We start from the raw sequence: 25,967 nt of genomic DNA on the forward strand, positions 1-25,967 counted from the left end.
TAGCTTTGCTAAAGAGGCTGTCCCAAAAGTAGCGTAAAATCTACTCGAGGGGACCGCCTCTTATTTTACAACTTCGTATATCGCAATAAAAATGGCCGGGCAGGGTTTATTCTTGCCCGGCTATTTGTCTTTTTTGCTCCGTGGTCACCACCTTAAGCAAATTGTGGGCAAGCGAAAGCCACCCGACCTCCAAGCTTACTTTTGGTAAGCCGCGAAGCAGGAACCTCCGGAATCCCCGGTTATTTTTCATTTGCCCAAACACACTTTCCACTTCGATCATTCGCTGAACCGAGAGCTTGCGTCCATCTTCGCTTCTTAATTTTTCTCTAGCCACTTTTTTGTAGCGAAGATACTCCATGCTGACCCTTATTTCACGGCTGCGTTCAGACTTGGTGCATTTCTCTTTGAACGGACACCCCTCACAGTTCTCATTTCGGTAGATCCGCAATTTGACCCCGTACCCACTATCAGTCTTGTTCTTGCTTTCCTTAATAAAATGTAGTGTTCTTCCGTTTGGGCATACCCAGATGTCTTTGTCCTCGTTGTACGTCCAGTTTTCTAAGCGGGATACGTCGTTTCGCCATGCCCTTGATACTTCCTTATGAAAGGAATTGTACTTCACGAGCGCTTCCACGTTTTCTTTCTCTAGGTACGCATAATTTTCCTCACCACCGTAACCGGCATCGGCGATGACGGTTTTAGGAAGACGACCAAGCGTCTCTTTTACCTTGTTAAGGTGCGGAATAAGGCAACGCGTATCTGTCGGACGCTGGTGGAGGGAGTAACCTACGATAAATTGGTTCTCTGTGCCGACTTGTACGTTGTAGCCAGGCTTGAGTTGACCGTTACCCATGTGGTCTTCCTTCATTCGCATAAACGTCGCATCTGGATCCGTTTTGCTGAAACTGTTTCGTTCGCCAAGGATCTGAAGCTGAGTTTCGTACTTCCGCTGGCGGGGAACAAAATCCTTACGCAGCTGCCGTACCGCTTTCTTAACCGTTTTGTTCTTTGGTTCACTTTTCAACTTGGCTTCCAGCTTCGTTAAGGCCGCCTCCATGCCCTCGCTTGTTAGATCGACATCTCCGCCCAGCTCGAGCAGGTCCTTACCGTTGTGCTCTTTGTCTTCCTGAATCTCCTGCTGGTCAATCTCAATAAAGAGCTGCTTCACTTTCTCTTCCAGTCTGGCTTTCTGTTTCTTGACAGCTTTTCCCCAGACAAACGTATACCGGTTCGCATTCGCTTCGATTTTGGTGCCGTCAACGAAGTAGTTCTCCAGCTTGATGTACCCCTCGGCCGTTAGTAGTTCCAGCATTCCTGCAAAAATCTTCTCGAGCTGCTCCTTCATCCGCTCGGAGCGAAACCGATTGATGGTCCGGAAGTCCGGCTGTTGGCGACCTGCCAGCCACATGAAAGGGATATTCTCACGCACGGCCTTGGCAATCTGTCTAGAGGAGTAGATACGTTGAGAATAAGCATACACAATGATTTTAGTAAGCATTTTAGGGTGATAGCTATCCCGACCGCCTCCGGGATACGCAGCTGTAAACAAGCTGTCGTCCAAACGATTGATGAAGCTATTAATAACTCGCGCTACGTGACGTGGTGGGATGTCCATTTCCAAATCCATTGGCAGACATAGCTGATCCATGGTATATTGAATAAACAAAGAAACCTCTCCTTTCAATGGTTGCTCGACACTTCCATTTTACCAAGGATTGGTTTCTTTTTGTTTTACAAAATTGAGAAAAAGGGGCAGTCCCTCAGTCATCTATGACTTTTGGGACAGCCCCTTCTTCGTTTTGGGAACTGAAAAATCAATATGCGTTGACGGGAATATTCCTAGAATGTTATATTCAATTATGATCGATAAATAGCATGAGGAGGAGAATCATGACAATCAATCAGACGACGCAAGAGAACGGGCAACTGGTCATCACCCGCGAAATCCAAGCGCCTCGTGAATTGGTGTTTAAGGTTTGGACGGAAGCCGAGCATTTGAAGCATTGGTGGGGTCCTAGAGGCTTTGAGCTTACCGTAGCTCATTTGGAAGTAAAGCCGGGGGGACATTTTCACTACAAGATGAGCTCCGCCGAAGGACAGGTGATGTGGGGACGCTTCGAATACCGTGAGGTGAAAGCTCCTGAGAGGATTGTCTTCATCAATGCTTTCTCTAACGAAGCGGGGGACGTCGTACGTTCGCCCTTCAGTGAGATTTACCCGCTCGAAATTCTTAATACGTTGACGCTTACAGAGATGGAAGGTCGTACGCTGTTAACGCTGCGGGGAGGTCCTCTCCAGGCGACCGAAGAAGAACGTGCATTCTACGAAGGCATGTTCGAGTCCATGAAGATGGGCTTCGGCGGCACGTTCGATCAGCTGGAGCGGTATTTGAAGGAAGCGCTTGTGTAAAATTTCAGATCGGAGCAGGAAAATAAGGAAAACCATTATTCTCCAAACGAGGTGAAGCAATGATACGTGATCAGGATAGGGAGTTTGAAAGGGTCATCAGGAATTGCTTTCCGGAGGTAGAGATTCATACGATGGAATGGCTGGGCGAAGGCATGCGGAGCACTGCTCTGCTTATCAATGATGAGTGGGTTTTCCGATTTCCGAAGAGCCTGCAGGCAGCAGATGAGCTAGGGAAGGAGATTCAGCTGTTGCCGCGATTAATCCCCCATGTAAAGGCAGCCATTCCGGAATTCGTGCATGTCGGAAAGCAAGACAATGGAATGCCCTTCGTGGGTTATCGTAAGCTGCCCGGACAGCTGCTTGGAGAGGATGAGCTTCCGTCCCTTTCCGATGAAGCGCAGAACAGATTGGCCGCTCAAATTGCCGTGTTCATGGAGGAGGTAAGCTCTTTTCCGGTGGGGTGGGCAAGGGAGGCAGGCGTTCCTGAACGCTGTATGAAGACGGATTGTATTAACTTATGGACCGATGTGCAGGAACAGGTATTCCCGAGGCTCGACGAAGCCTTGCAGCGGTACATTGCAAGCCGCTTTGAATCGTATTTGGGTAACCCGGACTACTTCCGTTATGTTCCCGCGCTAATTCATGGCGACCTGTCTCCGGATCATTTTCTCATCGATCCGAATACCGGCGACCTGACAGGAATTATCGATTTTGGCGATGCTGTCGTGTGCGATAGGGATTATGACTATGTGTACCTGCTGGAGGATGGCGGGGAGACGTTTGCACGCCAAGTGATGATTTATAGAGGTGTAGCCGATCCGGATGCCTGTATCAGGAAGGTTTCGCTATGGGTTACCTTTGATCAGCTCCGTTATGTGCTGGAGGGAAATCAAACGGGAAACCAGGATTGGGTTGAAGAGGGGATCGATTTGCTAAGGCAGGAGATGGAAGAACAGTGTTGAAATAGCCGCTAAAATAATGCCGGACTGCTGTCCATAAGAGCAGGAGCCGCTTCCCCGGGAAGTGGCTTTTTTGGCGTTCCGACAACGAAAAAGCAACCAGTGACAACGAGTGCAACTAATGACAATCGCAGGCTCATCGAGGCAAAAGCGGCAGGAGGCCAGCGATCTGAACAAGCAGGGACTATCGACGGCAATCGATGACCCCCGGTATGATGGAGCTACAGTTTCACAAGCCTCTAGCAGATAAGCAGAATGGATTTATGGTGAAATGAAAGGAAGGAAGCAGCATGCAAACAAGTATGAAAGCGCGGGCCGTTAGGTCATCGAATGTCAGGACGTCGACAATGATGGGCAGGCTGGCGCGGAACCGTTGGCTTTATTTCATGGTCCTCCCCGGCCTCCTGTACTTTCTCATTTTCAAGTACTGGCCGATGTACGGAATCTTCATCGCATTTAAAGACTACCAGCCGTTTCTGGGCTTCTGGGACAGTCCGTTTGTAGGACTTAAGCACTTCGAGCGTCTTTTCGGCGATTCGAACTTTATCGTTCTGTTTCGGAATACGTTGATTTTAGCCACCTATAATATTTTGTTTTTTTTCCCGCTGCCGATCGTGATCGCGCTGATGCTCAACGAGCTGAGGCAGGAGTTCATGAAGCGCATGGTTCAAACGCTGGTTTATATTCCTCACTTCATGTCATGGGTCGTCGTCGTCGGGATAGCTTATATCTTCTTAACGACGGAAGGCGGCATCGTGAATGAACTGCTTGTCCGTTTCGGCGGGGAAAAAATCAATTTCCTTGTCAGCAACGAATGGTTCCGGACGATCATTACCGCTGAAGTGATATGGAAGGAAACCGGCTGGGGCACGATCATCTTCCTGGCGGCGCTGGCTGGCGTTGACCCGCAGCTGTATGAAGCGGCACGAATGGATGGGGCGAACCGCCTTCGCCAGCTGTGGCATATTACACTGCCGGCCATTCGCAGCACGATTATCATCTTGTTGATCCTTAGGCTGGGGCATTTTCTAGATACGGGCTTCGAGCAAATCTTCCTGATGCTGAACGCGATGAACCGCGAGGTAGGAGAAGTATTCGATACGTATGTCTACTCGGTCGGGATCAGCCAAGGACAATACAGCTTCAGTACGGCGGTCGGATTGTTTAAATCGGTAATCGGGCTGATCCTAGTCGTTGTTTCCAATTATTTAGCCAAGAAATTCGGAGAAGAAGGTATTTACTAGAAAAGGAGCGTTGAAAGGCCATGCCGCTCAAGCCAAGCTGGGGTAGCCGAATATTCGATAGCTTGAACATGCTGCTGTTGATTGTGTTCGCTTTGCTTACCGTCATCCCCTTTATTTATGTCATCGCCGGCTCGTTCGCTACACAGAAGGAATTGCTGCTGCGGGGATTCATCTTATTCCCGACGGAGTTCACGCTGGATGCGTACAAGTATATTTTCTCTACGCAAACCCTTGTCAGAAGCTTGCTGGTTACCGTTTACATAACGGTTGCAGGAACGCTGATCAATATCTTCTTTACGTGTCTGATGGCGTATCCGCTGGCCCGAAAGGATATGGATTTCCGCAAGCCGATCCTGATGCTGGTCGTGTTCACGATGCTGTTCGGCGGCGGAATGATCCCGACGTTTCTGGTCGTTAAGCAGCTGGGAATGATCAACACCTATTGGTCCCTGTTGATTCCAGGCGCTATCAGCGCCTTCAACCTGATCATTATGCGGAATTTCTTCCAGCAGCTGCCGGACGGCCTTGAGGAATCGGCCAAAATTGACGGCTGCAACGACTTGGGCATCTTTTTCCGCATCGTGCTGCCTCTGTCTATGCCCGCCATTGCGACCTTCTCGTTATTTTACGCGGTAGGTCACTGGAATACGTTCTTCAACGCGGTGCTGTATATCAACGATAATACGAAGTGGCCGATTCAAGTGCTCCTACGACAGATCGTGATTCTGGCTTCCGGCGGTATAGGCGATTCCGCCGCCATGGAAGCGGATTATGTCCCTCCGCCGGAGCAGTCGGTGAAGATGGCGGTCATTGTGGTATCGACGCTGCCGATCCTGCTGGTATACCCGTTTTTGCAGAAGCATTTTGCCAAAGGGGTACTGCTGGGCTCGGTTAAAGGTTGAAGATATAATAGTCTTATGAGAAAAGGGAGGATTTACAGATGAACAGAAGACATCGGAAGACATGGGCCAAAGCCGGAGCGTTGCTTGCCGCATCCGCCTTGGTCATTACCGCCTGCGGAGGGAAGGAGCCGTCCGCTTCTCAAGGGAGCGGCAAAGCCGGAGCAGATCAAGGACCGCTTCAGCTGACAATGATGCTGCCGACCTATAATCCCGAGCAAATGCCCGCAGACAGCCAGGTGCTAAAGCAGCTCGAGGAAAAAACCAATACGAAGCTGACGGTATCGTGGGTGCCTTCCTCGTCCTACACGGACAAATTAAGCGCTACCGTTGCATCCGGAGAGCTCCCGAAAACGTTCGTTGCGCTGGAGCCGAAGGCCTCCTTCATTGTGAATGCCGCCCGAACCGGCATGTTCTGGGAGGTCGGACCGTATCTGAAAAGCTATCCGAACCTGAGCAAGATGTCGGATATCGTCCTGAAGAACGTATCGATCGACGGCAAAATTTACGGCGTGTACCGTGAGCGCGATCTCGCCCGCTTCGGATTGATGATCCGTCAGGATTGGTTGACGAACCTGGGCTTACAGGCGCCGAAGAACGTAGATGAGCTGTACACGGTTCTGAAGGCTTTCGCAACGGGCGACCCGGATAAGAACGGCAAACAGGACACGATCGGGCTTGCTGTGGGGATGCAGGGGAATGTCATCGCCGGGTTTAAAGATATGCTTGTGTATATGGGTGGTCCAAATGAGTGGGAGCTGAAGGACGGCAAGCTGGTTCCGGCTCATATGACGGCTGCCTACCTGGATACATTGAAGTTCTACAAGAAGCTGTACGACGAGAAAATCATCAATCAGGACTTCGCGCTCGTCAAAGACGGCCGGGCCGTTATGAATAAAGGGCAAGCGGGGCTTTGGATCGATAATATGCTGGACGGCAAAGGAATCGAGGACAACCTTAAGAAGGTGGATCCGAACGCGAAGATTAACCTGCTCAACCGCATTTCCGGTCCGAAGGGCGAAAGAACCCGCGCCGGCGCAGGCTATCTGGGCATGTACATGATCCCGAAAACGAGCGTGAAGACGGAAGCGGAGCTCAAGCAAATTCTTGCTTACTTCGATAAAGTATCCGAGAAGGACATTCAGAATTTGATGAAGTACGGTATCGAAGGGAAGCAGTATACGGTCGAGAACGGCAGCTATAAGCCAAATCAGGATCCGAAGATCAAGGCGGAAATTACGGACGGCAACCAGTTTATGATTTTGCAAAATGAAGTGGTCAACTACGGCACGGAGCTCGAAAAGCTGAGTACGAAGCTGTTCCAGGACAACGTTACCATCGCACTGGCTAACCCTGCAGCGCCGTTTATCTCCAATACGGAGATTGAGAAGGGCAAGGAGCTTGCCAAGATTATCGAGGATGCTGCCGTGAAGTTCATCATGGGTTCGATCGATGAGGCCGGCTGGAAGCAAGCAGTGGAGAAATGGCAGCAAGGCGGCGGAAGCAAGGTCATTGAGGAATTCAACGCGGAATACGCCAAAGCGGCGAAGTAATGAGGCTTGTTGTTGTGAGGAAAGGGACATAAGGCCCTTTCCTCTTTTCCGTAAGGAGTGTATGGCAAAATGGAGTGATTTTATGTAAACTTGAAGTACACTCAGGGAACCATGACTTGGAGGCATTATGAGATTTCGATCCCCGTCTTATTTATTGAAGCTGATGTTGTTTTCCATCCTGATCGGCACCATTCCGGTCATTGTGCTGGGTGCCTTTGCCTACTATAATTCCACGCGGACCGTGCAGGAGAAAGTAAACGAGGGCAATAAGCAGCTTTTGCAGCAAACACAGATGCGTGTCGAGCAAACGCTCAGAACGATTGACACCTCGGCAACCCAGCTGCTGCAGTCTCCCGTCGTTACCGGCGCCTTCGATAAAGACATAACGAACCACGATTATGAGATGGTGCATGAGCTGTATAAAGGAATATCCCAAATTCAAACCTATGAGCTGGGCATCAAGGATATTTTTCTGTTCAGCTTAAGCAAACATTGGATAGTAACGAGTAATGGAGTGAATGAATACAGCTCCCCGGACTTCAGGCCGCAGCTGGAGACATTCTCGCGAATGGGGGGTGGCTCCTTCTGGACCAGCGGACCGGACGACCCGACGAATTCCTTTCAGTCCATCTATTTTGTGAAAAAGTATCCCTTTAACGCCGTCAATCCGAAAGGGATCATCTGCGTTATGCTTTCTTCCGATGTGATGAAGGATTTGATCACATTCCAGAACGGCAAGGTCGGCAGCGCCTTCATAATGGATCCGAGCTTCCATGTGATCGGTCATCACGACCGTAATCAACTGGGGACGAGCCTGTCGGGGCAATCCTACTTAAAGCCCCTCATCGAGTCGAAGGAGGCCTTCGGCCAATATGCCGCCGAATTGGATGGCGAGACCGTGACCGTCACCTACCGGAAGTCTTCCTACAACGGCTGGAGCTACGTCTCCGTCGCCTCTAACGAGGAAGTGAACGGGCAGAACCAAATCATCGGCTGGATGACGCTTCTCGTATGTGTGGTGATTTTGCTGGTCACGCTGATTCTCGCTTGGTTCGGGTCGAAGAAGATGTACAGTCCCATTCAATCGATCTATACCGCGCTCACCAGCATTCCTTCCTCCCAGGATGAAGAGAAGCCGAAGAGCGAGGAAGAGCTGCAGGTGATCGGGGAACGCGTCGACTATTTGATCAGGAATCAATCGCTGATTATGAATGAGCTCAAGGGGCAGCAGGTGCAGCTTAAGGAATTTTTTATGCAAAAATTGTTTAGCGGCGCCATCCATCCGTCGGATTTCGAAGAAAAATTGAGCTTATACGGCTTGGAGAAGCCTTGGCCTTCCATGTGCGTGTTAGCCGTTCAAATCGATACATTGAAGGAAACCCGCTATGCGGAGACGGACCGCGATTTGCTTATGTTCGCCATCAGTAACATCGTCGGTGAGCTTGTACTGACGGAGCAGCGGCTGGTCCCGGTTGTCAAATCGGATTGCCAGGTCACCCTGATCGGATCATCGGAAGAAGGGGCGGAGTTTAAAGAGCAGATTTTCACCTTGTCCGATGAGATTCAAAAGGCGATTTATCAATACTTAAATATGAAAGTCAGCATCGGCATCAGCCGTCCCTTCAGCTCGTTCGCAGACGCCCGGCAGGCTTTGCATGAAGCGATGACATCGTTAAAATACAGAGTAGGGCTCGGGCAGGAATCGATCTTGTTTATCGAGGATGTGCAGCCGCAGAAGAGCAATCTGTATATGTATCCGCAAGAGGGGGAGCAGGCGCTCCTCGATGCAATCCGGGCAGGAGACCCGGAGCAGTCGGAGCAAGCCTTGAAGCAATTGATCGGAGAGCTGTTCCAGCCTCGTGCGCAGCATCAGGATTATCAGCTGTCACTGCTGCGGCTGCTGGTTGACCTCCTCAAATTCGGCCAGGAATTGTCCATCCCGATGGACCGGATCGCCGAGGATGAAGCCTCCTTGATTCAGTCTCTGTTCAAGCTGCGGAACGTAGAAGAGATAGAGCACTGGTTCCTTTCGATGTTCGTACTGCCCTACATACAGGAGCTGGGCAATCGACGGGATTCCCAATTCAAGCATATTTCGGAAGCGGTTATCGATATGATTCATCGCGAGTTCGATTCGGAGCTTACACTGGAGTTGTGCTCTTCCCGCATCAATTATCACCCTCACTACGTGAGTCGCGTATTCCGCCAAGAGACCGGCATTAATTTCGGCGAGTATTTAACGCAGTATCGGATCGATATGGCCAAGAAATGGCTGAAGGAGTCCGATCTGAAGATTGTCGAAATCGCCGAGCGATTGCAGTACAACAACTCCGCCAACTTTATTCGATCCTTCCGCAAAACGGTAGGCATGACGCCGGGGCAATACCGCGAGGAAGGGTAAGTGTACCGCCGTTCGTCCTTCATGAATATATCCAAACATAACCCGTTATCGGGCCTGCCTTCAGGGGCAGGCTTTTTGTCGTGCCCGTAAACGCCGCCAGTATTCAAAAATCGCCGATATACAATTTCAGCAAAAGCGTGCCGTAACCGGATTATCGTATACCGGCATGAAACTTGTGTATGGATTTCAGCCTCGGCATGCGTTTGAATGAGAGGTGTACCACGACAGCATACTGCATGGAATCCTACACGGATAAGGAGAAGAGTACATGAGGAATCACAATGTTCAATTGGCGGCTGCAGGTCACACGGCCAAAGCACTTCAACGGAGGCGGCGCTTCAAAATGAATGTCCCGCTTATTATGATGTTTGCTCCGATCCTGGTGTATTTTATTACGTTCAAATATATACCGATGGGGGGACTGATCATCGCCTTCAAAAACTATAATATGGCGGACGGCATCCTTAACAGCCCTTGGGCAGGGCTGGATAACTTCCGGCTATTGTTCAACAGCCCCATGATGCTGGATATTATCAAAAACACGTTTTTTATCAGCCTGCTGTCCATTCTCGTTTCGTTCCCGTTTCCGATCCTTCTGGCCATCCTGTTAAACGAAATTCGCGGGATGCTCTATAAACGGACGATTCAGACGCTCGTCTATTTGCCGCATTTTTTAAACTGGGTCATCATCGGATCGTTTGTCGTGCTGATCTTTGCCCAGGAGCAGGGAATCGTCAACAAAATCATTACGGCCTTCGGCGGAGAAAAGATTGCGTTCCTGTATGACAAATCGACGTGGCTGGGCGTCTTTCTCGGCTCAGGCATCTGGAAGGAAGCAGGCTTCGGCGCCATCATTTATTTGGCGGCACTCGGCAATATCGATCCGAGCTTGTACGAATCCTCGAGCCTGGACGGAGCGAACAAATTCAGGCAAATGTGGCATATTACGCTTCCCGGCATTCGACCGGTTATTATCCTGATGCTGATTCTTTCCTTGGAGCATGTCATGGACGTCGGCTTTGACCAAATCTTTGTGCTAAAAAATCCGATGGTAGGGGATATTGCGAACGTCATTAGTGTCTGGAGCTATGAGGTGGGGCTGGGACGCGGTCAATTCAGCATTACTACCGCTCTGGGATTTTTCCAATCGCTGGTCGGACTGGTGCTGGTGCTGCTTGCAAACAAAATCGCTCGAAAATTCGGCGAAGGCCTGTGGTAAAGGAGAAGAGATCATGAGACCGTCATTCGGTGAAAAGCTTTTTTACGGCTTCAATTATGTGCTGCTCGGTCTGTTCGGCATCAGCTGCATCCTGCCTATTTTGCATATCGCATCGCTTTCCTTAAGCTCCGAGCACGCCGTCCTGTCGGGCTTTGTGGGTCTTTGGCCGGTCGGCTTTACGCTGGATTCCTACAAGCTGCTGGTGGAAGGAACCCAGATTGTGAAAGCCTTTCAGAACAGCGTGGTGATTACGGTGGTGGGTACCGTCCTGAACCTATTGTTTACGATCCTCGCCGCGTACCCGTTATCGCGCACTTATTTTTACTGGAGAAAGCCGTTTACCCTGCTGATCGTCTTTACGATGCTGTTTACGGCCGGATTGATTCCAAGCTATTTACTGATCAAGAGCTTGGGGCTGGTCAATACTTATGGAGCGCTTTGGCTCCCCGCCTTGGTCAGTGTATACAACCTGCTGGTGCTCAAAACCTTCTTCGAGAATATCCCGGGAGAGCTCGAGGACGCCGCCCGCATAGACGGCTGCAGCGAAACCCGCCTGATCATGCAAATTATGCTGCCCTTGTCCATGCCGGTGATTGCTACCCTGATCTTGTTCTACGCGGTCGGGCATTGGAATTCGTTCTTCAACGTCATGATTTATATCAACTCGTCGGAAAAGCATAATCTTACCGTTCTTGTCCAACAGATGATTATGAACAGCCAGCTGTCGCAGCAGGTTACGGAAGGAAGGCTCAGCGAGGATATGACCCAGTCGGTTACTCCACAGTCGATTCAATCGGCCGGCGTTATCGCCATGCTGCTTCCTATGCTTCTGGTGTATCCTTTCCTGCAGAAGTATTTCGTGAAGGGCGTCATGATCGGTTCCATCAAGGGCTAGATGTTTGGTCGAGGTTTGATTATAGTTGGAGGTGATGAAAAAAAGAGGATACGGTTAGCGTTAAGATAGATAGCTTTTCGTTCGTCACTACAAAAGGGAGGAATCGGTATGCAACAAAAAAAGAAAACGATCGCGTTAGCACTTACTTCCGTACTGGCTGCGGGGGCCGTTCTAGCAGGCTGCAGTCAGGAAGCGGGCAAAGGGCAAACGGCGGGAAGCTCAGGCGATTCGCCGGGCACGAAAAAAGGGAAAATTTCCGTCATGGTCTACGATAGGGGCCGCGTTCCTGCGGAAGAGGGCAATTATGAGAAGAACCGCTGGACCGAATGGATTAACAAAAATGCGCCGGCAGAGGTTACCTTTGTGCCGATACCGCGCAACAAGCCGGAGGATAAGCTGAATGTCCTTCTCGCCTCGGGCTCTGCGCCGGATTTCATCCAGGACTACAATCCGCTGAATAAAAATGCCTGGTACGCATCCAAGCAGCTTATGCCGTTGGACGATTTGATCGAGAAGCACAGCGTGGAATATAAGGCGCTGCTGAGCAAATATCCGATCCTGCGCAAGCTGGGGACACAGGATGACGGTAAGCTCTACGAGGTCGGCGCGTTTACCCAGACGGATATCAACTGGGTATTCCTGGTGAGGGCGGACTGGCTCAAGAAGCTGAATCTGGAAGCTCCGAAAACGACCGAGGAATTGTTTGCCGTCGCTAAAGCGTTTACCGAGAACGATCCGGACGGTAACGGGAAGAAGGATACGTTCGGGATGTCGCTTGGCGGCGGGTTTAACCAAAATATTTTCAACTGGATCTTCGGACTGCCGGGTGCCGGCCACGCGCTGGAGGACGGAAAGATGGTCTATCCGTGGAAGCAGCTGGAGGCAATTACCGATTTTAAGAAACGATTGTATCAGGACGGCCTGATCGATAAAGATTTTGCAGCCGATGCGAACGGGGAGAAGGCCAAACGCGATTTTGTCAACGGAAAGATTGGCTTCTACACGATGCAGTGGGCTGACGTGAAATCAACCTTTGAGGCCTTGAAGAAAAACGTGCCTGAAGCGCAGGTTATCCCGATTGTGCTTCCCAAGAGCTCCTTCGGCCAGTTTGCTCCGGCGATTTCCGCGCCAGCCCAAACGCCGGGTGTTGTCAACGCTGCGGCGAAGGATCCCGTATCCGTCATCAAGTATATTGACTTCCTGAACAAAGAGGACACGGTGAAGAAGCTCAAATGGGGAGTCGAGGGCGAGCACTATAAACTGGACGCGAGCGGCTGTCCGGCACCGATAGACATGGAAAAAAATAAAAAGGAAAGAGATTGGAACGTTGACTACTCGATGATCAGCAGCTCGACCGATGCTACCCGCAAATGCGATCCTCGTTTAATGGAGATTGACACAGCTACAACGGTCGGTAAAGAATACAAAGAGATTCTGGAGACGGCCCGTAAAATTTACTTGAATCCGGCCACCCCTATGCCCGGCTTTTTCCTGAATGCCCCTGCCATGCCGAACGACTTGAATCTAATTGTACAAAGCGTTTCCAAGCTGGGGGATGAGTATACGAAGGCGATCGTCACCAAGGATTACACCGCCGAGAAAGCAACCCAAACGGCGAAGGACATGTGGACCAAGGCCGGCGGCGGGAAGATCGACGAATGGTACAACACGTACTATAACAAGAACAAAGATAAGATCGTGAATGTCATGGATATTTACGAGAAAAAGTAACCCGGTATACGAGACGGCGCCCTCTGAGGAGGGTGCCGTTTCTGCATGAAGGCGCAGTCAAATAGCTTCTGATACCCGTCCGATCTATAATAAAGTATATTGACGGAAAGGTGTATATTGATCATAATGAACACTTCAGTAAAGAATTGGTTATAACGCAGTTATTGGGGGATATTGAATGCCGGGTAAGTGGTTTAAACGGCTGTTGTTTTCTTATTTGCCGATTTTTCTCCTTGTCATATTCAGCTTGTCGATCGTATTTTTTATCATCGTCAACAATGTATCGCGCGAGCAGGCCCAGCGGGCGAACGAGGTGTTCATGGAGCAAGTGCTCGTTCAGCTGGACCGGACGCTCGAGCTCATCAACCAGCAGATCATGAAGGAATCGAATTTCAACGAAGGCGTGAGGGATTATTACTTTAAGCCGCCTGCGGATACGTTCGGCAGCCTTGTTGTCCCTTCGGAGAAGCTCCGAGAGATCGTGGGAGCCCTGCCTCTCATCGATTCGATGTACTTATATCGGATGGCCGACGGCATGGTGCTCAGCACCAACTCCCTTATGCCGCTAAGTCAATTCGGGGATCAGGAGTTTGCCCAAACGATCCTGCAGAAAGGGGCGCCGACCAAGTGGCTTCCCGTCCGCTCTTATAGAGAGTTCGCCGATCAGGCGCCGAGGCGCGTCGTCACGCTCGTTCGCAATGTGCCTTTGCTGAGCGGGGAAAAGGGGTTCGTCGTGGTTAACGTGGGAGCGGATATGATCTCCAAGTACGTAATGGAGATGTACAGCTCCAAATTCAGTTACATTCGACTGGAGGACCAGAACGGCAATGACATCCTGAACGCGAATGCTCCGCGGGTGGGATCCGAGATCAACTCTGCGGTTTCCGGCTATACCGGCTGGATCATTCACAGCGGCTTACGCGATGGCGGCTTGTTCTACGTGTTTTCCCATATCCACTGGATCTGGCTCGGCATTACCGCGGTGACATTACTTATTGGCGCGATTGGACTCATCATTGTAACAAGGCGTAATTACCGGCCGGTGGAGATGATCGTGGAACAAATACGGCAGTTCGCTGTACAGCGCAGCCAAACGCTCACGGCCTCCAGCGGGAATGATGAATTTGTTTTTATAGAGACGGCCTTGAACCGGTTAATTGAGCAGTCCAATAAATACGATCAGCAGTTTCAGGAGGATTTGCTATATCGGCGCCAGTACTTTTTCCAGGAGGTGATGACCGGCAGCAGGGCGATTTCTGCTGACGATTGGAGCGGGGAGCTGAACGGATTGTCCTTCGGGGGAGAGAAGCCCCTTTTCATTGCAGCGGTGGTGGAGATCGATAAACATCAGGACTTTGTCAATATTTATAATCAACGGGACCAGAGCCTGCTGAAATTTGTTGTGAAGAGCGTGGTCAATGAAATCGGCGGGAAGCATGACATCGCGGTGTGGACGGAATGGATCGCGAATGATCGTTTAGGCGTTCTGTTCGGAATGACCGGCGATGAAGAAGAGAGCTTGCAAGCTTTGAAAGCCGTCGGGAAAGAGCTAAATGCTTGGGTGACGAGCAATCTTCATTTCTCCGTCACCGCCGGCTTCGGTTCAGGGGTAGAGGAGGTCAATGAAATTCCTCTTTCCTACGAGGACGCGATGAATGCATTGAAATACAAGACGGTGCTTGGGGGCTCGGGGACCTTTCTCTATTCCGAGATGAAAGCGAAGTCCGAAAGTACGATTTACGACAATCTAGATGTGATCCGTAAGCTGACTTCCTGCTTCAGGCAAAATAATGAAGAGTGGGAGACGGTGTTCAGGGAAGTGTTCGCGAATTTGCGCCTCAACCTGAGCTCAAAGGAAGAAATCGTCATTGCGGCCAACTATTTAAGCTATGATCTCAACCAGTCCCTCAAGGAGATGGCCCAAGACTACCGGGGGCTGTGGGAGCAGGAAATTCATCCCCGGCTCACGGCGGCGGTGGAAACCTTCGAAACGCTGGACGAGGTGGAGTCCCAATTCTACGAGCTGCTGCGCAAGGCGTTCGAGCATCTGAATCATATGCGGGAGAAACGCAGCGGCCATACCTTGATCCTGGAAATCAAGGCGTATATCGAAGAGCGCTATGCGGATCCTAATTTATCCCTGCAAATGATCAGCGATCACTTTCAGCTGAACACGAAGTATGTCAGTCAGCTGTTTAAGGATGAGATGGGCGAGAAGTTCATCGATTACTTGGCTCTTCTGCGAATAAGGCATGCGAAGGAGCTGCTGGAGGAAACGAAGGCTCCCATTCAGGACATTGCGATGAAGGTAGGCTATACGCATTCTTTGTCGTTCATCCGGATGTTTAAGAAGGTCATGAAGGTAACTCCTGGAGATTATCGGAAGAACAGCGCTTTGCAGCTGAAGGGACGGGAGTTGTAGAGTAGCCATAGGAGCGGGAGTGGAGTGGGGCGGGATCCGATGAGCATGCCACTTTACGCGCCGATAGTATGAGTTTAGCACGCCCGGCCGCTGGCCGGGTTTTTCTTATCTATAGGGAATAAAGAGGTGCGCGCTCTATGCCCCGGGTAATCGCAAATGTGCCATTACAGGTGCCCGGAGGGCCGAGATAGGCATGTGTAGTGGCAAATGTGCGATTAGTCAGGAGGTATGGCCGGATTTCGCGCTCTATGGCACGGTTATTGCAAATGTGCCATTACAGGTGCCCGGAGGGCCGAGATAGGCATGTGTAGTGGCAAATGTGCGATTAGGAGGCACCTAGGGCTATCTTTTGTTCAGCCGGAGCCGGCCATCAACACTTTTCCACCATATACAGTTTCGACCAATCGGGATTATTGCTTATCGAACGATTCTTGTCTATGGATACGTCCTCCGATTTGGCGTTAACTAAAGAGGTTAGCGCACGATTCCCAACATAGCGAGGAGGAAATGTAGCATGAAAGGGTTACGAAGCTGGCGAAGGTTGACTCACAGCAGGATCTTGGCGGCGATGCTTACAGCCGCTCTCTTGTGTACAGCCGCAGCATATGAATGCTCACTGGTTTTCGCCGCGGAGGCAGGCACGTTGTCCCCGACGGATGACACCTACGTCAATGCCGGAAGCAAATCCGAGCAAAATTTTGGAGCATCCGCGGACCTCTTGGTCAAGTACCAGGCAGCGGATCCCAATGTGACGCGTCAAGCCTTCCTGCGGTTTGATTTGAAACCGTATTCATTGGAAACCATTGGCTCTGCCAAGCTTAGAATTTATGGCAGTGTCACGGAGCCGGGGGTTACGTCGGTCGGCATTTCCGTGCTTGGCGGGGAGCAGGACGGCTGGTCCGAATCAACGATGAATTGGGGCAGCAAGCCGGAGGCCGAATATTGGCTCGGCCAATTCGCAGTCACCCCTACAGCACGTTGGCATGAAGTGGACGTAACTTCGTTCATCCGCAAGCAGGCTCAGGGCGATGGGAGCGCCACCCTGATTCTAACTCAGGAAACATCACCGGGATATGTAACGACCTTCAAAAGCAAGGAAAGCTCTGCGTACCAGCCTCAACTGGTCATATCAGGGGCTCCCGCAATGCCCGAAATGCCGACATGGCCATCAGGCAGCAGCTTAACCGGGGGTGGCGCGGCCGGGAGCAATCTTGCCCTGCAGTGGACACCAGCTGATCATCAGACTCAGGTAATGGGTTACCGGGTTTACCGGAACGGCACGCTTCTTCAGACGCTGCCGGGGACTTCACGAGAATTTATGGTGACGGGCTTACAAAGCGGCAAGCCGTATACGTTCCAGATTCAGGCCGGAGATGCGGACGGACATTGGACGACTGACGGGCCTCTCTACAGCACGACACAGACCAAAGTGCCGACGGATGATGCCTACGGCAACGCGGGATCCGCCGGGGACCGGAATTTCGGCCAAACGGTTGATTTGCTTGTGAAAAACAACGTGCCGGATCTGACACGGCGATCCTATCTTCGTTTTGACTTAAACGGCGTACGGACGGAGGATATCGGCTCCGCCAAGCTGATGATCTACGGTGCGATTACGGAGCCCGGACCGACTTCACTAAGCACCTCGGTTGCGGGAGGGGAGCGGCACGATTGGACCGAGCAGGCTCTAACCTGGAACAATAAACCGGAGACGGAGCATTTCCTGGGAAGGTTTGACATGAACCGGACCATGAGGTGGAACCAAATCGACGTTACGTCTTATATCCGCAAGCAGGCTTCCGAGGGCGGGTACGCTACGCTCTCCTTATTCCAGGACATCAATCCGGGCTATGCCACTGTGTTCAAAAGCAAAGAGGATATCCATAAGCCGTATTTGCTTATCTCGGCACTCCCTTCGGATCTACAGGCCCCTCATTGGCCTCAAGGCAGTAAGCTGGAACCCCAGAACGTTCAGGAGACGTCGCTTGCCCTTACCTGGACGAAGCCGCAAACAACCGGCGGGGCGGACGTTTCGGCGTACAGGGTGTATAAGGACGGCGAGCTACTGCAGGAGCTGCCTGCAGCGGCTTCCCCGTCGATAGCTGTAAGCGATTTGAAAAGCAACCAAAGCTACACCTTCCAGGTGCAGGCAGGGGACAGCGCCGGTCGCTGGAGTACGGACGGACCGTTCGTTACGGTACGGACGTCGGGGAATGAGCTGCTGCAAGTGAGGCTAGGTAATGTATTCGTGCAGCCCGATCCGGTGCAATTCCGAATTCGTACCGGAAGAAGTACGGTGAACTGGCTTGTGGAGGACGCTTGGGGACGCGAGGTGACCCGGGGGGCTTCGCCGGTAAGCGGCGGGGAGCTAGAGCTCTCCATCCCATTAGAGCAAAAGGGTTATTTTACTATGAAGGTAAGTTTGGAGGCACCCGGCTTGCAGCCTGTCGTGCTGAGTACTCCTTTTGCCGTGCTGTCGTCTTTTGATTTAAATCAGGTGCAGGACTCCCCCTTCGGCTTCGCAACACACTTGCATAGAACGGGATTTGGATGGGGCGCGGACTTGATTGATCTCATTAAATACTCCGGAGCGAAAAATGTGAGGGATGGAATCGAGTGGAACGGGATTGAAAAGCAGAAGGGCGTATATACCTTCTCGCCGGTTCCGGACAATTACATGACAAAGCTGAAGGAGCAGCAGGAAAATATGCTGTTTGTTGCCGGCTACAACAATCCACTGTATGACAACAACAGCACTCCGTATACGGATGAAGGCCGGGAAGGCTTCGCCCGTTACGCCAAATCGTATTTCGATCATTACGGCAGTCAGCTGAAATGGCTGGAGGTATACAACGAGTTTAACATCGGCTTCGGCGATCGCGGCAACGGTCCTGCCGATTCAAGACCGGATTATTACTATCCTCTGCTGAAAAAGACCTTCGAAACGGTTAAAGCGGAGCGGCCCGACGTGACCATAGTCGGTATGGCGACGGCCGGCGTACCGCTGACCTGGATGGAGGACGTATTTAAGCTTGGCGGACTCCAATATATGGATGCAATCTCCATACATCCGTATCAATATCCGGCCGCACCGGAAGGGTTAACGGAACAGCTGGAGAACGTAAAGCAGCTGATTCGTAAATACAATAACGGACAGCTGAAGCCGGTCTGGATTACCGAGTTCGGATGGCCTACGCATCTCGGAGGCAGGGGGACGGAAGAGCTGCCGCAAGCCGACTATTTGGTACGCGGCCACGTATTGGCACTTGCTTCGGGAATCGAGAAAATTTTCTGGTACGACTTTATGAATGACGGCACGAAAATAGATTATAACGAAGACAACTTCGGAGTCATCCGCAACGCTTCTGATGCGCAGGGCAAGCATACGCCTAAACCGGCTTATGCAGCCTATGCAGCGATGACCCGGCAGCTGACCGGGGCGGAGTACGTAGCCAAGGATACGACGCAAGAGGGTGTCTATAGTTACTCATTCCGAAAGGATAACTCGGATATACGCGTTGCGTGGTCGATCAGCCCCCAAGCCATGGCCATTGCTACGACCCAGCCGCTGGAAATTACAGACATCATGGGCAACACGAAGGTGTATGAGCCGCTTCATGGCAAAGTGTACGTGACATTGAACGGCGAACCGGTGTACATCAAAGGAACGATCCAGGGCATGGTACCGGATGATACGTTTATCGTTACGTCAAGCGATCAGGCCGTACTCACGGAGCCGGTGCAGCTCGGCGTACGTCTGACGAATCCGTTAGGTGAGCCGCTGACGGTTACTTTATCTTCCGAAAACCAGACGATGGAATTAACGGCTGGGCCGAATGCTACCGTCAACCGGACGATGCAGCTCGGGGCGATGGATCGGCTGGGGGTCAAGCGCATCCAGGGCGATTTGCACTCGGGGGGCAAAAGAATCGGCTATGTTCTCAGGCAGGTTCGCATCGGTGAGCCTTATGCTGTTCGTGTACGGCCGGTGATTGAAGACGAGGCTTCTCGTTCCGGCAGCCTGAGGGTGGACATTACCAATCATTTTAGCGCCAAGCCGCTGAAGGTAGTCAAAGTTGATTGGGAGATGGGCAGCCGAACCGGAACGACGAATGTAGCTAAAGTGATCGCGCCGGCAACGAAAGAAACGTTCTCATGGGAAGCCGCAACAGTTGAATATGGGAAAAGCTACACATTTAAGGCAACGGTATGGCTGGAAGGCTTCGGACCTATCCCCGTATCCGGTACCCTTGAATTTAACCCGGTAGCTCACCGGACCATTCAAGTGGACGGAACGATTGATGAAGCCTTAGATGAGGCCCTCATCGATCTGTCCAAGGCAAATAACAAAATATCCGGCTACTCCGGTCCGGCCGATGCCAGTGGACTCGTATGGGTGCATTGGGACCGGGAGCATTTTTATATGACCGCTAAGATTACCGACAATGTCTGGGCATACCCGGCCGGAGGCGGCGACCAGTGGCAGAACGACGGCATCCAGTTTGCCCTGGCACCGGGCATACCGGGCGAGAGCAAGCAATGGTATGAATACGGGGTTGCTCAGACTCCTGCCGGGCCGCAAATCTATCGTTTTCTTTCACCGTCGGGTTACTCAACGGGACTGGTCGACAAGGGAAACCTGAGGATTAGCCGGGATGAGGCCCAGCAAACCACTCTATATGAGCTCGCGCTTCCTTGGTCTGAGCTGGCCCCGATCCGGTCGGAAGCGAACGAAGCGGTCAGCTTCTCGCTTCTGCTGAACGACAACGACGGTGTGCAGCGCAAAGGATATATTGAATGGGGATCGGGCATCGGCGGTACGAAGGAGCCGAAGCTGTTCCGCACCCTGGAGTGGATGAAGCAAGGAACGCAGCTTGTCCTGGAGCAGGCCGAAGGAACGTATAGCGATTCCGTAGAGCTGAAGGCAAGCTTGACGGATGCGAACGGCAAGCCGATCGCCGGCGAGACGGTTGAATTCCAAGTCGAGCAGGAGCGGATTGGCTCTGCCGTTACGGATCATGCAGGAGTTGCCACGATGAGATATACCATTCAACAAGCTGCGGATAGTACGGCTGATGCCGGAGAATGGCCGATCCGGGCGGAATACCAAGGAAGCACGTCCGAATCCAAGCTGATCGTCCGTAAAGAACAGGCTTTCCTCCGGGCGACAGATCCACAGGTTTTCGCCGCAGGAGGTCTGCAAACGATAGAGGTTACCTTACAGCAAGACGATGCGGAGCTTGGCCGCAGGGAGGGAATCCCGGTGACTGCCCTTGTTACTCGCATTCATCCGGACGGCTCCCGCATTGCCGTATCCGTGACCGAAGCCGTGTATGCGACCGACGAGGCAGGAATTGCACACATTCCCGCACAGCTTCCGGCAGGATTATATGAAATTCGGTTCGACATCCAGCCGAATGCGTACTATCAAACAACATCGGCAGTAGTAACCGCCGCCGTATACGATAGAACGCAAAGAGGCTTGGACATGAACGGGTTCATCCCGCTTGATGAGGCGGGAAGCCTCTTCGGCCCGAAAGCCAAGAAGCTGCATGTCAATATCCATTGGGAACAGCAGGCCGGCGGCAGCCTCACCGGTCAACTGCGGCTCCATGCCGAACCGCTTGGACTGGAGCTTCGAGGGGAAACGGTAGAGTGGCTTGTTATTGAAGGAGATCAAACGTATTGGCAGACGACCGCTACTGATCCGCAAGGTAATCGCTATAGGGTACGTATGATGGCGGTTAGCGAAGGAAAGAACGGGAAAGAGGCAGCCTTGCTGAGTTTACAGCTTTGGGGCCTCAACGGCAGCGGTCAGGAGCCGCTCTATAGTACTTTCGTCAAATCGTTTCAAGGAACCTTTCAGCGGTAACACAAAATTACGCGCGTGAGAACGGCAGTCCTGGACCTAATCATTGTCCGGGGCTGCCGATTTATTTGCAATAAAGTGAAAATAGTCGCTTGAAAAGTGTATATATCTCCCGTAATACCAGGCTTTATAATAAACCCAAGCAAGCGATTTGATTACAAATCTATGCTGCTAGGGGAGAGTGAAGCCATGGAAGCGACGGATCAGCTGCAACAGCAACAGCAAGGAAGCAAGGAGCGCAAGACGAAACGTTCCATTATCGACTGCGATATTCATGCAGGCTCATTCAGCGATGAGGTGATGGACTATTTGCCCCGGGTGTACCGGGAGCAGATCAAGACCTTCGGCTGGCGTTTGCCCAGTCAGAATGCGATGTATTTGAACGGCACGGGCAAAGGAGTCAAGCAGGACGAAAGCTTTCCCAAGGAAGGCGGCTCGGCAAGCTATCTGAAATATTTTCAAACAAATTTTCTCGAGAAATACAATATCGAATACGGCATTTTGACTGGAACCGGAAGCTATTCTATTCAAACCAGCCCCGATGCCGATTATGCGGCGGCGGTGTGCTCGGCCTACAACAATTACGGAATCGATAAACTGCTGTCACAGGATGAGCGGATTAAAGGCTCGATCCTCATACCGAAGCAGGATCCGATCCTGTCGGCCCAAGAAATCGATCGAGTCGGCTCGAATCCGGACATGGTGCAGGTGATTGTTGCTAATGGAGCGGAGAAGCCTTACGGGAACCGGTTCTATCATCCGATCTACGAAGCGTGCGTTCGTAACGAATTGCCGTTCGCCATTCATGTCAGCATGGAAGGCATCGGCATCAATCCCGCGCCTACAGGTGCAGGGCAAGTAAGTCATTACATCGAATACCGGGCAGCCCGGGCGCAGATTATGGCGACGCACCTGGCAAGCTTTATTTTTGAAGGCGTGTTTGAGAAATTCCCTACGCTGAAGGTGGTCATGATTGAGGCGGGGACGCTCTGGATCGCACCGCTGCTGTGGAGGCTCGACCAGGATTGGAAGGCGCTGCGCAGCCAGACCCCATGGGTAAAGGAGCCGCCTAGCGAATATTACCGCAAGCATTTCCGCGTCACCTCCCAGCCGATTGAGCTGCCGCCGAAGCCGTCGATGTTTCTGCCGATGCTGGAAGCGATCAACGCAGATACGAACTTAATGTTCGCGACGGACTTTCCGCATTGGGACTTCGATTCCCCTACCTTAGCGTTCCCCAAGCTCGATGAGCAGCTGTGGGAGCGGATTTTCTACCAGAATGCGGCGGAGCTGTACGGATTGCCGCAGCGGCGCAGCGAATCGGGGGCCGGGCGATGACTACGAAATACTATGTAGGAAACGTGAGTGAATTCACCCCGGGCTCCAAGAAGATCATCGAAGCAGGCGGAAAAAGCATCGGAGTGTATCAAGTGGACGGTCAGTATTATGCGATTAGGAATTTATGTCCGCATCAGGGCGCACCGCTCTGCGCGGGAATGACCTCATCCTACGTTACCTCTAACGGACCGGGCCATTTCGAATTCGAGAAGGAAGGCGAAATTGTCCGTTGTCCGTGGCATCAATGGGAGTTTCATTTGAAAACCGGCTGTATGATTGTCGATCTCAAGATGAGGACGATGACGTACGACGTTACCGTAGAAAAGTATGATATTACCGTCGATGAAGATCAAATCTATGTTCATATGTAACAAAAACTACCGCCCTTCAGCGTTTAAGCTAAGGGCGGTTTGCTGCTGACTCTTACGGTACCGCGCCATTCGCCAATCGGCAAGGTGACTGTGGCCGAGACAGCCCGAGCAGTACGAATTGAGAATCTGAAGCGACTTCACCCGTCCCTTCGAAATCGATTTGTGGATCGATGTTGCAAAATTTCGCGAATTAGATAGGGCGGGGCGCTTAGGTATCCTCCGCGATTTCGCCTGAATAAGTCCTTTTCTCAAAATCAATATCCCCCCAAATATCCACCTTTAAGGAAAGCCCTAAGGCGTTATATCCTGTACTTCTGTCGGAAGAGCGAAGGATTAAGCCCTGTCTTCGCGGTAAAAATCCGGCACAAATAGGAACCGCTTTCATACCCGCATTGGAAAGCGATCGCTTCCAGGGTATCCTCCGTTTCCAGCAGCAGCCGCTTCGCTTCCTCCAGACGGAGGGTGGTTACATAGGCGGCGGGTCCCACACCGTAGGCCGACTGGAAACGGCGGGTCAGCTGCGAGGGACTCATGCCAAGGTCTGCAGCCAGCTGCTTCATACTGAACGGGCGGCAAGCATGGGTCTGTAGATAACGGAATGCCTGCTGCATCAGCAGATCGTTCGTTTTGTGCCGCCTCTTATGCTGGAGCAGCTCGAGCTCCGTAAGCAGAAGCAGGTCAGGAACGACGTACTGCCGCATCAGACGAAAGCGGATGTCAGGGTTATTCGTCAGGTGCGCAAGATGGCGTAGGTAATGATAGGTCGAGGAAAGCCGGATTACATCCTGGATCATTATTTTGCCAAGAGGAAACGGACAACCGGCCAGGTCCCGCTTTATCTCTTCAAAGTGGATATGATGAAACGTAATGCTGCTTAAGGCTCTACGCTTAAAGCTGACACCGGCAGGACAAAACACGAGATCCCCAAGGGCGGCCTGCCCGGCGGTCTGTCCCATTTCAAACTCGAATTCGCCTGCTTCAATCGCAATCAAGGTAGGATGGTCCAGCGTTTGTTCCGTATGTCGAAACGCCGCCTGAGGTCCGGCATATACGTATCCGGTTAACTGATAATGTTCGGCGAGCATCCGCGTCACTCCCCCCGCTGTATCGATTCCAACCATAGAATATCCCTCTATGACAGCTATTGTCAATCCATTACAGAGCCATCCAGGATGCTGCAATAAAGTGAAAATTTCTCGTAACAATCGTCCATACAAGCAGAATAATTATGCATTTACTCTGGCGTACCCCGTTATTATAATCAAGGAACAATAGCTAGTAGAGTTAAAATATGGATGAAATCGGAGGGTGTCCTTATGATCAAAAAAGTATCAACCGGTATGGCGGCCTTAACGGCCTTCGCCTTGCTTCTTACGGCCTGCACCGGAGAGAAACAAACGGAAACGAAGCCGGAAGAACCGTCTGCCGTGGTTAGCAATGAGCCTGCAGAGGTCAGTATCTATTTATGGACGATGCCGCAAGCGGAATTCGATTTCATTGCGGAACAGGCCAAGACGAAATTTCCGCACATCACTTTGAAAGCGATTCCGAACACAAACGCCGGTGGACCGAGTCTCGACACTATGGTGACGGCGGGTGCGCTTCCCGACTTGTTCGCGGCACGCGGCGTGGCTACCCAAGAGCTGGTGAAGCGTGGACTGCTGTATGATGTAAGCGATTTAATGAAAAAGCATAAATTTGACAGCTCCCGTCTGGATCCATTGGCCCTTGAGCAGATGAAGAATGAAACGGGAGGAATCATCGCGGGCGTTCCTCTTAGCGGCACGACAGGAGGAATTTTGCATTACAACAAGGATTTGTTTGATCGTTTTGGTGTCCCTTATCCCAAGGATGGGATGACATGGGACGAAATTTATGAGATCTCCAAGCTGATGACACGCAACGAAGACGGAGTACAGTATCGGGGGTTGGCCGAGCGATGGATGGATACGTTTTTTGCGATGAATCCTTATGGGGAGTCGTACTTGAGCTTGACGGAGGATAAGGCCAACGTGAATACGGAGGGCTGGAAACGGATTGCCGAGAATTTCGCTCGCTTCTATACCATCCCGGGATTGAAATTTGATGCGAAAACGATAAACAAAGAGCAGGATTGGAAGGTGTTTATCGAAGGAAGAGCTGCTATGTCCGTATTCTCCTCCCGCAATTTTATGAACTGGAACTTCCGTTGGGATATTGTCAGTCTTCCTACCTACAAGGATAAGCCCGGCATCGGAAGACCTGCTGATTTCCGCAATCTGTATGTGATGAGCAGCAGCAAGAGTAAAGACGCAGCCTTCCAGATCGCCTCTTGGCTGACCTCGGACGACATGCAGTCCAAGCTGGCGGCGGATTTCGGAGTATTCCCCGTCGTAACAAGCGATGCTGTCCGGAAGAACTTCCAGAAAAACGACCCGCTCTATAAAGATAAAAACATCGCAGCTCATTTCGTGAATAAAGTAGGACCCGGAGCTCCCGGACGTAAGGCCGGCTTGGTAAACGTTGACGCTCAGACGCCGCTCATGAAGGAGCTGGAGAAGGTCATTGTGGAAGGCAAGGACTTGAACAGTGCGTTGAGAGCTGCGGAGGAAGCGATCAACCGGGCCATTACAACGGAAAAGTCCAAGTAACACGCCGTCAAGCTTCCCAGGGAAGGG

Annotated in this window: 16 protein-coding genes; 14 read left to right on the forward strand and 2 right to left on the reverse strand. The window is 51.6% G+C overall.

The genetic code is table 11. From position 1 onward, the window contains the following. Positions 1 to 106 precede the first annotated feature (106 nt). Positions 107 to 1,666, reverse strand: a complete 1,560-nt coding sequence (locus RAC89_RS19945; protein ID WP_306613164.1) for an IS1182 family transposase — start codon at positions 1,664 to 1,666, stop codon at positions 107 to 109. A 224-nt stretch (positions 1,667 to 1,890) separates the two neighbouring features. On the opposite strand from RAC89_RS19945, the gene RAC89_RS19950 reads away from it, so the two are divergent. From RAC89_RS19950 to RAC89_RS20010, 13 genes are all read left to right on the forward strand, one after another. Further along, positions 1,891 to 2,409: an SRPBCC family protein gene (locus tag RAC89_RS19950; protein ID WP_306615446.1), complete on the forward strand. Its 519-nt coding sequence runs from the start codon at positions 1,891 to 1,893 to the stop codon at positions 2,407 to 2,409. Positions 2,410 to 2,471: 62 nt separating this feature from the next. Beyond that, the gene (locus RAC89_RS19955) at positions 2,472 to 3,371 is read left to right on the forward strand and encodes a phosphotransferase family protein (protein WP_373430032.1); all 900 of its coding nucleotides are present in this window, start codon (positions 2,472 to 2,474) and stop codon (positions 3,369 to 3,371) included. A 344-nt stretch (positions 3,372 to 3,715) separates the two neighbouring features. Further along, the gene (locus RAC89_RS19960) at positions 3,716 to 4,612 is read left to right on the forward strand and encodes an ABC transporter permease (protein WP_306616148.1); all 897 of its coding nucleotides are present in this window, start codon (positions 3,716 to 3,718) and stop codon (positions 4,610 to 4,612) included. 20 nt (positions 4,613 to 4,632) lie between these two features. Further along, complete coding sequence (locus RAC89_RS19965) at positions 4,633 to 5,514, forward strand: carbohydrate ABC transporter permease (protein WP_306615448.1); 882 nt, start codon at positions 4,633 to 4,635, stop codon at positions 5,512 to 5,514. 38 nt (positions 5,515 to 5,552) lie between these two features. Then, on the forward strand, positions 5,553 to 7,064 hold the full coding sequence (locus RAC89_RS19970; RefSeq protein ID WP_306615449.1) for an extracellular solute-binding protein: 1,512 nt from the start codon (positions 5,553 to 5,555) through the stop codon (positions 7,062 to 7,064). Between the two features lie 127 nt (positions 7,065 to 7,191). Then, the gene (locus RAC89_RS19975) at positions 7,192 to 9,465 is read left to right on the forward strand and encodes a helix-turn-helix domain-containing protein (RefSeq protein ID WP_306615450.1); all 2,274 of its coding nucleotides are present in this window, start codon (positions 7,192 to 7,194) and stop codon (positions 9,463 to 9,465) included. A 268-nt stretch (positions 9,466 to 9,733) separates the two neighbouring features. After that, entirely contained in the window at positions 9,734 to 10,684 is a 951-nt protein-coding gene (locus tag RAC89_RS19980) for an ABC transporter permease (RefSeq protein WP_306615451.1), read from the forward strand. A gap of 13 nt (positions 10,685 to 10,697) precedes the next feature. Beyond that, positions 10,698 to 11,579: a carbohydrate ABC transporter permease gene (locus RAC89_RS19985; RefSeq protein WP_306615452.1), complete on the forward strand. Its 882-nt coding sequence runs from the start codon at positions 10,698 to 10,700 to the stop codon at positions 11,577 to 11,579. Positions 11,580 to 11,687: 108 nt separating this feature from the next. Continuing rightward, positions 11,688 to 13,310: a type 2 periplasmic-binding domain-containing protein gene (locus RAC89_RS19990; protein ID WP_306615453.1), complete on the forward strand. Its 1,623-nt coding sequence runs from the start codon at positions 11,688 to 11,690 to the stop codon at positions 13,308 to 13,310. A gap of 178 nt (positions 13,311 to 13,488) precedes the next feature. Further along, positions 13,489 to 15,732, forward strand: a complete 2,244-nt coding sequence (locus tag RAC89_RS19995; protein WP_306615454.1) for a helix-turn-helix transcriptional regulator — start codon at positions 13,489 to 13,491, stop codon at positions 15,730 to 15,732. Positions 15,733 to 16,246: 514 nt separating this feature from the next. Beyond that, positions 16,247 to 21,604 (forward strand): CBM96 family carbohydrate-binding protein, encoded by a 5,358-nt coding sequence (locus RAC89_RS20000; RefSeq protein ID WP_306615455.1) that lies wholly within the window; start codon positions 16,247 to 16,249, stop codon positions 21,602 to 21,604. A 186-nt stretch (positions 21,605 to 21,790) separates the two neighbouring features. Beyond that, a complete protein-coding gene (locus RAC89_RS20005; RefSeq protein WP_306615456.1) occupies positions 21,791 to 22,939 on the forward strand; it encodes an amidohydrolase family protein in 1,149 nt (382 codons plus the stop codon). After that, complete coding sequence (locus RAC89_RS20010) at positions 22,936 to 23,310, forward strand: Rieske (2Fe-2S) protein (protein WP_306615457.1); 375 nt, start codon at positions 22,936 to 22,938, stop codon at positions 23,308 to 23,310. The genes RAC89_RS20005 and RAC89_RS20010 overlap by 4 nt, the downstream gene beginning before the upstream one ends. A gap of 299 nt (positions 23,311 to 23,609) precedes the next feature. On the opposite strand, the gene RAC89_RS20015 is transcribed toward RAC89_RS20010, so the two are convergent. After that, positions 23,610 to 24,431 carry a helix-turn-helix domain-containing protein gene (locus tag RAC89_RS20015; RefSeq protein ID WP_306615458.1) on the reverse strand — a complete coding sequence of 274 codons (822 nt, stop codon included), beginning with the start codon at positions 24,429 to 24,431 and terminating at the stop codon, positions 23,610 to 23,612. Positions 24,432 to 24,626: 195 nt separating this feature from the next. Here RAC89_RS20015 and RAC89_RS20020 point away from each other — a divergent pair, with 195 nt between their 5' ends. Continuing rightward, positions 24,627 to 25,940 carry an ABC transporter substrate-binding protein gene (locus RAC89_RS20020; protein ID WP_306615459.1) on the forward strand — a complete coding sequence of 438 codons (1,314 nt, stop codon included), beginning with the start codon at positions 24,627 to 24,629 and terminating at the stop codon, positions 25,938 to 25,940. Positions 25,941 to 25,967: the final 27 nt, after the last annotated feature.

Source organism: Paenibacillus sp. GD4 (genome assembly GCF_030846225.1).
In the GTDB taxonomy this organism is placed as follows: domain Bacteria; phylum Bacillota; class Bacilli; order Paenibacillales; family NBRC-103111; genus Paenibacillus_G; species Paenibacillus_G silviterrae.